The organism is Hymenobacter daeguensis, from assembly GCF_054780555.1.
Map to the genome: position 1 here is coordinate 47,616 of NZ_BAAGWC010000018.1, position 12,322 is coordinate 59,937.

Genomic DNA, 12,322 nt, shown 5'->3' on the forward strand with positions numbered 1-12,322 from the left:
TTTTTGCGTCAACTGCTGCTGGTGCTGCGCTTGCAGCAACTGGGCCGTGCCGTGCCCTTTGCGGAGCTGCGGGACTATTTGCTGGAGCAAACCGCGCTGCGGGATTTGGCGGCGAATTACTCGCAACGCACGTTTCAGCGTGACTTGCCCCATATCGCGGAGCGCTTCGGGGTGACCATTGCCCACGACCGACGCGCGGGGGGCTACCGCATTACCACCGCCGACCCGCTGCCCGCGGGCTACCAGCGCCTGCTCGATGCCTTTGAGCTGCAGGAGTTCCTGCGGCTGCCGGCGGCGTTGAGCCCGTTCGTGCAGTGGGAACAACGCCGGCCCCAGGGCACGGAGTGGCTGCAGCCGTTGCTGCGGGCTGTGCAGCAGCGGCGCCAAGTGCAGTTTCAGTACCACAAGTTCTGGGACGAAGCGCCCGCGTCCCGGACCGTGGGGCCGTTGCTGCTGAAGGAGTTCAAGGGCCGCTGGTACCTGCTGGCCTTTGACCCAGCCCGGCAGGGGCTGCGCTGCTACGGGCTCGACCGGATGCGGGCCGTGGAAACCACGGCCCAGCGCTTTGAACCCCCGGCCGGGTTCAGCGCGGATACCTACTACGCGCACTGCTTTGGCATCATTCGCCCGGACGATGAGCCGCCGGCTGAGATTGTACTAGCCCTGGAACCGACCCAGGGCCAGTACCTCAAGTCGTTTCCCTTGCACCCGTCGCAGCGGGTGTTGGTCGACACGGACGAGGAAGTACTGCTGCAGCTGACCGTGTACAACACCCACGACCTGCTCATGGAACTGCTCTCGCTTGGGGACCAGGTGCGGGTGTTGGCGCCCGCCTCGCTACGAGCGCAAATGAAGCACATTCATACTGCGGCCTTGGCAGAATGCAACACGTAGGAAACGAAGTTCCCTACTAGATTTAAAACCAGTATCTCATGATTTCGATTGCCGCTTGCACAGGCTATAAGTACTATGGGGGGAAGCTGCCCCTGACCAAAGACACGCCCTGGTTCGCGTACCGGGACAACATGACCTATTTAAGCGTAGGGTTTAGCGATTGGGAGAGCGACCAGCACATGCTCCGCTTTGTAGTGGAAAGCCATGTGCCGTACATGGATTTTACCTACTTATCCGGCCACATCGAGCAGTATGTAGAAAACAATCAAACCCAATTCATCCACCTGCTATTCATGCAGGATGACCATTTCGACCAAGGCGCGTTGAAATTTTGGATAGGACTGGAAATGCCCGAGGTAGACCAGGACGAGCACGGGCCCGAAACCGCTATTGCCCACATTGAGCGTAAACGGGCCTTCTACGCAGCAGAATTGGCCCGGCGAGAGGCTGAAATTGAGGCCGAGGAACAGCGAAGGGAAGTACAAACCCAGGGTCGAAACGAACGGCGGTTGATAAAAGAGGCCAAAAAGCTACTGGGTCCTAGGTAGTCAGCTTCCCAAAGTCATGTTCTGCTTTCAGTTCACGAGTAGCAAATCTTCCAAGCGGGTTGTGAAGGCCGGTCAGCACCACTGTGCCTTGCCTTCCCACGGGGCCAGGGTACTGCTTGCTGTCGTAGCCTAATGGTGAAAGGAGGAAAGGCCGAGGCCAGGCGCCCGGCACCCCATCCAAATAGGGACTAATCGGAGGAACACGAAGTATAGCTTTGCTAATAAAATCAGTGCATGATAGGCTAATTTAATTGGCAACGTGACTGCTTGCCTTCATCAGCTTTCCGGCTACCTTTGATACTATCCCGCTTTGGCCTTTTTCAATAGGAGCCTTTTTTGCCCTTTATGCTTAGTTTCGACTCTATCCGTCCCCGGATGTTTTTACGGGGTGTTTTGTCTGACCAGATTGTTCAGGTAATTGCCTTGGAGCCGGCGGGTCCCGATGCCGCTACATTGTATTTCAAAGGTGCAGATGGCCGGCCGAGCGAGCAATTTTTATCCCGCGCCGACGAAGCGAAACTGGATGAAGCAGTTGCGGAGCAACGACCTTGGACGTTTACCGGTGACGCTTCCCAATTCACCTTAGCGACGGAAGCACACCGTATCCGCTTAGCGCACCTTTTTGACCCCATGATGGCGGTTCACACCTCCGATGTGGAGCCACTACCCCACCAGATAACGGCGGTATACGAGTCCATGCTGCCTCGTCAACCGCTTCGCTTCGTGCTGGCCGATGACCCGGGGGCGGGAAAAACCATCATGGCCGGCCTGCTTATTCGGGAGTTAACCATGCGGGCCGACGCCCAGCGCGTGTTGATTGTTGCACCCGGTAGCCTAGTGGAGCAGTGGCAGGACGAGTTGCTGCAAAAGTTCGGGCTGGAGTTCACCATCTTCTCCCGCGACCTAATTAATCAGTCACCTACCGGCAACGCCTTTGCCGGCCACGACCGGCTGATTGCCCGATTGGACCAACTGAGCCGGAATTGCACCTCGGGAAAAGACGAGCCGCCTGGCCCGTTGGAAGAGTTGCTCGATGCCTCCCATTGGGATTTGATTATTGTGGACGAAGCCCACAAAATGGCCGCGCACTGGAGTGGACAGGAGGTAAAGCCGTCCGACCGGTACCGCCTTGGCATGAAGCTGAGCAAGCTCACGCGGCACTTTCTGCTGATGACGGCCACTCCGCACAACGGCAAGGAAGAGGACTTTCAACTCTTTATGTCGCTGCTTGACTCGGAGCGCTTTGACGGCAAATTTCGGGATGGGGTGCACAAAGCGGACGTGTCGGACCTGATGCGCCGCATGGTCAAAGAAGACCTGCGCACGTTCGACAACCGCCCACTCTTTCCGGAGCGCAAGCCCTACACGGTCCTCTACGACCTCTCACCCGCCGAACAGGCCCTCTACGACGCGGTGACGCAGTACGTGGAAAACGAGATGGACAAGGCCGACCTCATCACGGATGGGCGCCGGCGCAGCGTGGCGGGCTTTGCCTTGACTTCCCTGCAGCGCCGCCTGGCCTCCAGCCCCGGCGCTATCTACAAGTCGCTGCGCAAGCGCCGGGAACGACTGGAAGAGCGGGTAGCGCAGGAAACCGCCCGCGTGGGCGCCGAAGGCAATCTGGCAGGTGGCTTTGCAACGTTCGACCTGCCGGATGATTTGGATGAAGACCTGCCGGCGGGCGAATACGAGGAGTCGGAAGACGACGCCTCGACCCGTACAACGGCCGCTCGCACGGTCATGGAGCTGGAAGAGGAAGTTGCTCGGCTGTTGGTGCTGGAAGAGCAGGCCCACCAGCTGCGCGAGTCGCAGCAGGACTGCAAATGGGAAAAGCTATCCGGGATGCTGCAAAGCAACCCGCTTATCAACGACGAGTCCGGTCGGCCCCGTAAGCTCATCATCTTTACCGAATACCGCGACACGCTGCTGTATCTACAAGACCGCATCCAAGGCCTTATCGGGGACGCGGAGGCCGTGGTGGTGATTGACGGTAGTACCCCACGCGATGTGCGCCGCCAGGTGCAGGACCGGTTCCGCCAAGACGACCGGGTGCGGGTGCTGCTGGCCACGGACGCGGCCGGGGAAGGCGTCAACCTGCAGACGGCCCACTTGATGGTCAACTACGACCTGCCCTGGAATCCGAACCGCTTGGAGCAACGCTTTGGCCGCATCCACCGCATCGGGCAAACGGAGGTCTGCCACCTGTGGAACCTGGTCGCGAGGGGCACCCGGGAGGGCAGCGTGTACGAGCGCTTGCTGCTGAAGCTGGAAACCATCAGCGAGGACTTGCAGGGCCGCGTGTTTGACGTGCTCGGCGAAGTGTTTGAAGGAAAGCCCCTTCGGGAACTGCTGGTAGAAGCCATTCGCTACGGCGACCAGCCCGAAGTGCGCTCCCGCCTGAACCGGCAAATGGACACTGCCCTCGACGAAGACCATTTGCGAACCGTTATCACCCGGAACGCGCTGTGCGAGGAGATATTTGGCACCCAGCGCTTGCACGAAGTACGGGAGCAGATGGAGCAGGCCGAAGCCCGCAAGCTGCAACCCTACTTTGTACAGGACTTCGTCAAGCGGGCTTTCCGCCGCCTAGGCGGCGAATTGCGGGAGCAGGAAACCGGCCGCTACAAAATCTCCTATGTACCTGTTTCTCTGCGCGACCACGACCGGCAGTTGGGAAGCGCGGACCGGCGCTTGGTGCTAGAACGCTACGACCGGGTTTGCTTCGAGAAGAAGTTAATGCGGCCACAGGGCAAGCCGGCGGCAGACTTGCTGCATCCCGGGCACCCCTTCGTGCGCGCCCTGACGAGCTTGACGGTGCAGCAGTGCCAGCCAGCCTTGCGCCAAGGCGCCGTGTTGGTGGACCCCAACGACGACGGGGAACAACCGCGGCTGCTGTTTCTCATGGACCATGTCATCCGCGAGGCCGATGCAACGTCCGGCACGGAGCTTTCGCGCCGGCTGCACTTTGTCTCCATTGCCCCGAACGGTACCGCCACGGCCGCTGGCTGGGCCCCGCACCTGGATTTACAGCCTTTGCCGGAAGAGCTGGAAGCCTTGGCTGACCCATATCGTCAGCAAGACTGGCTAACGCGGCCGGATTTGGAGCAGCTGGCCCTCAAGTATGCGGCTGCGGAGTTGGTCCCTGCGCACCTGCAGGAAGTCCGCGAACGCCGGGAGGCCTTTGTTGACAAAACCTACAACGCGGTTTACGAGCGTCTGACCCGCGAACTGGAGTATTGGGATGACCAGGTGGCTAAGGCACAAAGCGCACTCGAAGCTGGTAAAACACTGGCCCCGGCCAACCTGGCCAAAGCCCAGCAGAACCACGAGTCCCTGCTCTCCCGCCGCAGCCAGCGCCTGGCTGAGTTGCGCCAGATGCGCCACGTCGTCTCCGCTACGCCCGTGGTGATGGGCGGCGCGCTGGTGCTTCCCGCCGGCTTGGTAGCACGCCTCACGGGCCAGGACGAATTTGTGGCCTTCGCCGCCGACGCGGCCGCTCGTGCCCGCACCGAAAAGCTTGCCATGCAGGCCGTCTTTGACGCTGAGAAGGCGCTGGGACACATTACCCGCGACGTTTCCGCCGCCCGCTGCGGCTGGGACATTACGGCTACCCTGCCGACTCCCGTGTCAGGCCGCCTTCCTGCCGAGCGGCATTTAGAGGTTAAGGGCATTGGCATCGGCAACGACACGGTGATTCTGACGCGCAATGAAATTCATTACGGCTTGAATCAACACGATAAATTTGTCCTGGCTTTGGTTCTGGTGCATCCCGACGGAAGCACCCAAGGCCCATTCTATGTACAGCAGCCCTTCACTTCCCGTGACACCCCGGCTGAAGGTTCCGTGCACTCAGCCTATCAACTGAAGCACTTCCTCGCTCGGGCTGTGTCCCCGGCGTTGTACTACGATTCTTTTCCCCTCTAGCACGCTTAGCCTCTTTCATGGCACTCCGCATACCCCGCAAACTCATCGAAGTAGCCCTTCCCCTTGACGATATCAACGAGGCAGCTGCTCGTGAGAAATCCATTCGTTTCGGTCATCCCAGCACACTACACTTGTGGTGGGCACGGCGTCCCTTAGCCGCCGCCCGGGCCGTGATCTTTTCGCAAATGGTGAACGACCCCGGCGGCCTACGCGGGTGGGGAGCCTACCCAGGGCAAACCAAAGAGAAAGCCCAGCAGGAGCGAGAGGAGTTGTTCGATATCATCCGTGACCTGGTGAAATGGGAGAACACGAACAACGAGGCTGTACTGGAACGTGCTAGAGCTGCTATCCGAAAGAGCTGGAAGGAGACATGTGAAATGAACAAAGGGGTTGCGGGGTTCGACCCCGAGCAACTTCCTGCGTTTCATGACCCGTTTGCAGGTGGTGGTGCTATCCCGCTTGAAGCCCAGCGCCTAGGCCTTACCAGCTATGCCTCTGACCTGAATCCGGTTGCTGTTCTCATCAACAAGGCCATGATTGAGATACCGCCCCGGTTTGCTGGACAGACTCCTATCGGCCCGGTGCAAGCCAAAGGGAAGCAAGGGAAAATCAAGGAGTTCTCTAAAAAATGGCATGGCGCACAGGGCCTAGCCGAAGACGTGCGTCGATACGGGGCTTGGGTTCGCAGTGAAGCAGAAAAACGAATCGGTCATCTCTATTCGGATGTAGACTTGCCTTCCATATATGGGGGCGGAAAAACCAAGGTCATAGCTTGGCTCTGGACCCGAACAGTGGCCAGCCCCAGCCCTGCCTTTAATGGTGCCCATACGCCCTTAGTCTCCTCGTTTTGGCTGTCCAAAAAGAAAGACAACTTCGCTTGGGTCGAGCCAATTGTAGAGGGAAGCGAATTTAGATTTGAAGTCAAAACCGGTAAAGGTGGGCCCGTCATTCAAGAAACGGTCAACAGGAAAGGCGGTATATGCTTGCTCTCGGGCAGCCCCATCCCGTTTTCTTACATCCGTGCCGAGGGGAAAGCCGGTCGAATTGGCCTGCGCTTATTTGCTGTCGTAGTCGAGAGTTCAAAAGGTCGTGTCTACCTCTCTCCCCGGCCGGAGCATCTAGCAGTTGCCAATTCTGCCATTCCTAACTGGATTCCAGATACCGAACTGCCCATCAATCCACGCGACTTCAAGACGCCCAATTACGGTATAAAAACCTTTGGGGAATTGTTTACGGCGCGCCAGTTGGTAGGACTCAACACGTTGACCGAACTGGTGCAAGAAGTGAGGACCACAATTCTCACTGATGCTATTGCAGCAGGGTTGTCCGATGACGGAATCGGTCTTGAGGAAGGAGGACGCGGAGCCAAAGCGTATGCCGATGCAGTGGCTGTGTATTTAGGAATGGGGATCAGCCGGCTTAGCGACATTTGCAACGCCTTTTGTCGGTGGGAGGTAACTAAAACCCAGGTGCGTAATCTGTTCGGCCGGCAAGCCATTCCTATGATTTGGGACTTTGCTGAACCGAATATTTTCGCTGGAAATGCCGGAGACTTTGAGGTGAGTTTGGGAAGTTTGGCCAAAGTGTTGGAGCGCCTGAATGCACCCAATGTGGGTTATGTAGCGCAAGCAGATGCCCAAACCCAGAAAATAAGTCGGGACAAAGTCGTTTCTACTGACCCGCCTTATTATGATAACATCGGGTACGCTGACCTATCCGACTTTTTCTACACCTGGTTAAGGAAATCTCTCCAGCCCATCTACCCTAAGCTTTTCGGCACGATTGGAGTGCCGAAAGCGGATGAATTAGTAGCCACTCCCTACCGCCATGGAAGCGTAGCTAAAGCAGAAGCCTTTTTCATGCACGGCATGACAGAGGCGATGCACAGCTTGACTGAGCAAGCACATCCGGCTTTCCCTACAACCATTTACTACGCTTTTAAGCAGTCGGATACCAGTGCTCAGGGTACTGTATCAACGGGATGGGAAGCATTCCTTGCCGCTGTGATAGAGGCAGGCTTCGCCATTACCGGAACGTGGCCTATGCGGACAGAATTGGGCAATCGGATGATTGGGGCGGAAAGCAATGCATTGGCATCTAGTATTGTTTTGGTATGCCATCGACGCGAGGCAGTGGCCGCAGAGGTCTCTCGCCGCGAGTTCATGCGCGAGCTTCGATTGGCCTTGCCTGAAGCTCTGGAAGCAATGATTGCGGGTCGTAACGGCGTAAGCCCTGTGGCCCCGGTAGACTTGGCCCAATCAGCCATCGGTCCGGGAATGGCCGTGTTTTCTCGCTTCAAAGCAGTGTTGGAAGCTGATGGCACCCCCATGTCTGTACATACTGCCCTGAAGCTTATCAACAAAGAAGTGGATGGGTACTTTTTCACCGCTGAAGGAGACCTTGACGCCGAGAGCCGCTTTTGCTTAGCTTGGTTTGACCAGTATGCCTGGGCGCCCAGTGCCTTTGGCGACGCTGATGTGCTGGCTCGTGCGAAAGGGACCAGCGTTGCCGGGGTACAACTAGCCGGTGGACTTGAAGCCCTTGGGGGCAAAGTGCGTCTTCTACGTCCCACCGAATATCCTACTTCTTGGCATCCCTCATTGGATGCTCGTACCTCGGCCTGGGAGGCGTTGCATCATTTAATTCGGGTGCTGCGTCAGTCGGGTGAAACGCCTACCGGCCGCTTGCTGGCTGCAATGCCTGCATTAGCCGAGTCCGTCCGGCAGCTTGCTTACCGGCTCTATACCCAGTGTGAACGAATGGGCCGAGCAGAAGATGCCCGTGCTTATAACGAACTCATCATCGCGTGGCCATCGCTTCAGGAGGTGGCCCAGGCTCAACCCGTTGAAGCTACTCAAGCTTCCTTTGACTTTTAAACCAGTTGGCACAGCCAATTGAACCCATATAATCCCAGCGGTAATTACATGCCTACGCTCCGCCCTTGGCGAGAAATCGCTACTCCCCATCCCGACGTGCTCCGCGGCACCTTTCAGCAGGCCGAATTTGCCGCCCACTTGTACCGTGTGCACGACGGAACAGCATCGCCCGAGTATGGCGACCCCGTTAAATTTTTCGGGCTGACGTTCATTACCGAGGGGATGCGCTTGCTGCTGCGTAACGTGGTGCAGCGCCTGACCGGCCACGGTGGTGACCCCGTTATCCAACTGCAGACGGCGTTTGGTGGCGGAAAAACACACACCATGCTCGCCGTGTACCATTTGGTACGCCGCGCTGATGGGAAAGTGGCAGCCGGGGATTTGCCAGGTATATCCGCCATTCTCAACGAATTGGGAGTAACTGATTTACCCCATGCCCGCGTGGTGGTATTGGATGCGGGACATCTATCGGTTGACACGCCTGCTGTTCGCGCCGGTCAGTCGATTAATACCTTGTGGGGAGAACTGGCGTGGCAGCTGGGGGGCCAATCGGCATATGAGTTGGTGCGTCGCGCTGATGAAAGCGGTACGGCTCCTGGTTCCGAGGTCCTGATTCAGTTGCTGAAGCAGTCGGCACCGTGCGTGATTTTGATGGACGAGCTGGTCGTCTATATGCGCCAGTTCAGGCCTAATCAGCACTTTTCCGGCGGCGATTACAACAGCAACCTTTCCTTCGTTCAAAACCTCACGGAGGCCATCAAGGCGGTCCCAACGGCGCAGTTGTTGGCTTCGTTGCCGGAGTCGGACCGCGAGGCAGGGGATGACCGGGCAGTGGCAGCGCTTCACGCCCTAGAGCATGCTTTTAATCGCATCCAGGCACTCTGGAAGCCCGTTGCCACGGACGAAGCGTTTGAAATTGTCCGCCGGCGTTTGTTTACTCCCATTGCGGATGAAGCTGCGGCGGATGCCATTTGCCGTGCCTACGCCACTTATTACATCGAACACCCCGGCGAGTTTCCGGCCGAGACCCAACAGTCCAGCTACTACCAGCGGTTGCGGCAAGCGTATCCGATTCATCCCGAGGTCTTTTCCCGCCTCTACGAGGACTGGGCCACCCTGGACAATTTCCAGCGCACCCGCGGTGTGCTGAAGCTGATGGCGCAGGTAATTAGCCAGCTGTGGGCCGATAACAACCAGGACCCTTTTATCCAACCGGGCAACCTGCCGCTGGCTAACGGCAAAGTGCGAGGAGACTTTGTGCTGTATCTTCCCAACGGGTGGGACGCCGTCGTGGAGCGTGATATCGATGGCCCCCTTTCGGGCCCGCAAGACATTGACAGCCGGGATCCCCGATTTGGGGCTGTGCAAGCAGGCCATCGAGTAGCTCGAACCATCTTTTTGGGGAGTGCGCCCAACACGGCTGGTAACCAAACTACCAGGGGACTTACGCCGGAGCACATTATGCTGGGTTCAGCCATTCCAGGGCAAACGCCGGCCGTGTACACGGACGCCCTAAAACGACTGGCTGACCGCCTTCACCACCTCACCACCGGCAACAACCGTTATTGGTTTGACACGCGTCCGAACCTGCGGCGGGAGATGGAAGAGCGCAAGCGCCGCTTTGACGAGTTGGCTGATGTGCTGCCCGAATTGAAACGCATCGTCCAAAAAGCTTTTGGCCGGCCGGAGCCATTCGCGAGCGTGCATGTATTTGCCCCTTCAGTGGACGTGGCCGATGACGAGCATCTGCGCCTAGTGGTGTTGCCTCCCAAAGCGGCGTGTTCTCGTTCAACGCTAGGACCTGCTACCGATGTGGCTACGGAGTTCTTGGAGAAGCGGGGCGAAAATCCGCGTATCCGCCGCAATCGGTTGGTGTTCTTAGCGCCGGAGCTAGAGACGAATAGCCGCTTGTTCGACCAGCTCCGCAGCGTCCTGGCTTGGGAATCAATTGTGGTGGATTGCAAGGAGTCGCGTATCAATTTGGACCGCCTACAAGAGCAGCAGGTGGTGCGCAGCCGTGATGAAGCCCGTAAGGCCTTAGACCGGTTAGTGAGAGAAGCCTACCGTTGGTTGATAGTACCCTCTCAGGATGCGCGCCCGGGCAGCTCTCCCGGACCAGTGCGGTGGGAGGCACTACAACTCCCCACGTCGAGCGTGAACGGTCTCACGGTAGAAATCGAGCGCCTCTTGGTCGACAACGAAATGCTGTTGTCCTCTTGGGCCCCAGTGCACTTGGTGCGTCAGCTTCAGAGTTGGTTCTGGAAACCCGAGGAAGCGGCTGTAACAGGCCGGAAGGTGTGGGAAGATTTTAGCCGGTATCTGTACCTGCCACGCCTGCGCAATTCTCAAGTGTTGCTACACGCTGCCAACGACGGGGTAAAAGCGGGAATGGTAGGTGCTGCCCATGCTCAGGAAGGCGCCGAGTACAAGGGTTTTGTGTTTGAAGAAGGGGTGGGCCTCGGTATCGATCATTTATTGATTGAGCCAGGTGTGGCCAAAGCCTATGTGGAAACTCGTCGTGCTGCAGCTGCCGGTGAAGGCGGGAGCACTAGTTCAACGGGTGGGGGTGATGACAATGCTGAACCTGGTTCAAGCACAGGCAGCACTGGAAGCGGTGCTGGCGCTGAGACCGGCGAAGGTCTCGGCAGCACTGCCGGCGGTTCCAAGAAGGTACCGGTACGGCGGTACATCGCCAGTGTTGAGCTGGATAACGAGGACGCCAACAGTCGCTTTACGAAAATTATGGCGGAGATCGTGCGCAAATTCACACTCAATCCTTCCCATAAAATTCGCCTAACGCTCGACATTGAGGTGGAATCGCCTACCCCTTTTGACGACGATTTGCAGCGAACCGTGCGCGAAAACAGCACGACACTGAAAATCAACAACCACTCTTTTGAACAATAATTGGCACTGCCCTGAGTGCCAAATACACGCAGTTGCTTCTAACGCATGACAAAAATATTAACTCAGCTAACGCGTGGTGTATATGCAATAGCTCTGTGCTTGAGCATGGCTGCCTGCTCATCGTATAAATATGGGACGGTAACCGATGAAGTAACGACGGCTGAAAGCCCTGCCGTTACGATTGCGAAAGCCAAGGAATGGTTTACTACTAACGACGGGCGAATCAAGGAAGCCGACGAAAACTCGTTCACGGGGCTCATTGGCGGAGCTGTAACGTCGCACTCGGGCGCGATATGCGAACTCACATACAAGCAAGTGCCCGCTGGAAACGGGACGGACGTAACCATTACCACGGGTATTAAAGACGTGGTCATCTCCAGCAATCTGGTGATCACGGATGAGAAGGCGTTGGAAGAGGGTATTAAGCGAGATGTTGGAGAGCAGATCCATCAGCCGATGATAGACTCATTCAAAAAGTAGCTTCTAGGCATACGCCATGCGACCTGCGCTCACGTGTTTAGTGTTGCTGCTTGCCAACTCTGCCGCGTTTGGCAGAAGATCTTATGGCAGTGGGAACAGGTTAGAACTTGCCACCACACCTGAGGCAGTCAATTCTCTGCTAATTGGGGGAGGATGCATCCTTGTAGGATATATTCTCTTAAAAATCATCAAGTATTTCACCAAGAAGGATACCAAGTGGACCTATTTGGTGATCTTGCTTTACCTGGGTGGCGGAATCGCCCTGTTACCGCTGCTATCTTGGGTGGAATTGGCTTTTAATACGCTTATTCTGCTTGTATTGGCTGGCTGGGTAGTGGTGATCTTATATCATGTAATCAGGGCAATATTGCGGTGATTGATTTATCTGAGTGGGCACCTATTCCAACCGATTTATCAGTACAAATCAACGAACAAAGAACCATTACAGAGTTCACACCCAAGAATGACATTCTCTTTATGATACCTTTCAATGTTGGCGACACCGTCAAGCTTAAATCCGGTGGACCGATGATGACCGTTGCCGAGTTGGAAGGCGACGATGTGGTATGTGTCTGGTTCGAGAAAAGCCAGCAGCATAAACAGCGTTTCCCAGCCGCTACGCTCCGCAAAAGCGAGCCAAGCACGGGAACGACTATCCAACCAATCCGGCGACCCGACCGGCATTCGTACTAG

At 57.0% G+C, this 12,322-nt stretch carries 7 protein-coding genes; all 7 read left to right on the forward strand.

The genetic code is table 11. The features are described from left to right. The first annotated feature begins 3 nt into the window (after positions 1-3). The 7 genes from ACYVHT_RS17290 to ACYVHT_RS17320 all read left to right on the forward strand — a co-directional run bounded on the left by ACYVHT_RS17290 (position 4) and on the right by ACYVHT_RS17320 (position 12,322). Positions 4-894, forward strand: a complete 891-nt coding sequence (locus tag ACYVHT_RS17290) for a helix-turn-helix transcriptional regulator (RefSeq protein ID WP_460554687.1) — start codon at positions 4-6, stop codon at positions 892-894. Between the two features lie 38 nt (positions 895-932). After that, entirely contained in the window at positions 933-1,442 is a 510-nt protein-coding gene (locus tag ACYVHT_RS17295) for a hypothetical protein (protein WP_460554690.1), read from the forward strand. 393 nt (positions 1,443-1,835) lie between these two features. Then, positions 1,836-5,366 carry a helicase-related protein gene (locus tag ACYVHT_RS17300; protein ID WP_460554693.1) on the forward strand — a complete coding sequence of 1,177 codons (3,531 nt, stop codon included), beginning with the start codon at positions 1,836-1,838 and terminating at the stop codon, positions 5,364-5,366. A 17-nt stretch (positions 5,367-5,383) separates the two neighbouring features. Continuing rightward, the gene (locus ACYVHT_RS17305; protein ID WP_460554696.1) at positions 5,384-8,242 is read left to right on the forward strand and encodes a DUF1156 domain-containing protein; all 2,859 of its coding nucleotides are present in this window, start codon (positions 5,384-5,386) and stop codon (positions 8,240-8,242) included. Between the two features lie 48 nt (positions 8,243-8,290). Continuing rightward, positions 8,291-11,149: an ATP-binding protein gene (locus ACYVHT_RS17310; protein WP_460554699.1), complete on the forward strand. Its 2,859-nt coding sequence runs from the start codon at positions 8,291-8,293 to the stop codon at positions 11,147-11,149. Positions 11,150-11,194: 45 nt separating this feature from the next. After that, entirely contained in the window at positions 11,195-11,629 is a 435-nt protein-coding gene (locus tag ACYVHT_RS17315) for a hypothetical protein (protein ID WP_460554702.1), read from the forward strand. A 372-nt stretch (positions 11,630-12,001) separates the two neighbouring features. Then, positions 12,002-12,322, forward strand: coding sequence for a YodC family protein (locus ACYVHT_RS17320; RefSeq protein ID WP_460554704.1), 321 nt, complete (start codon positions 12,002-12,004; stop codon positions 12,320-12,322).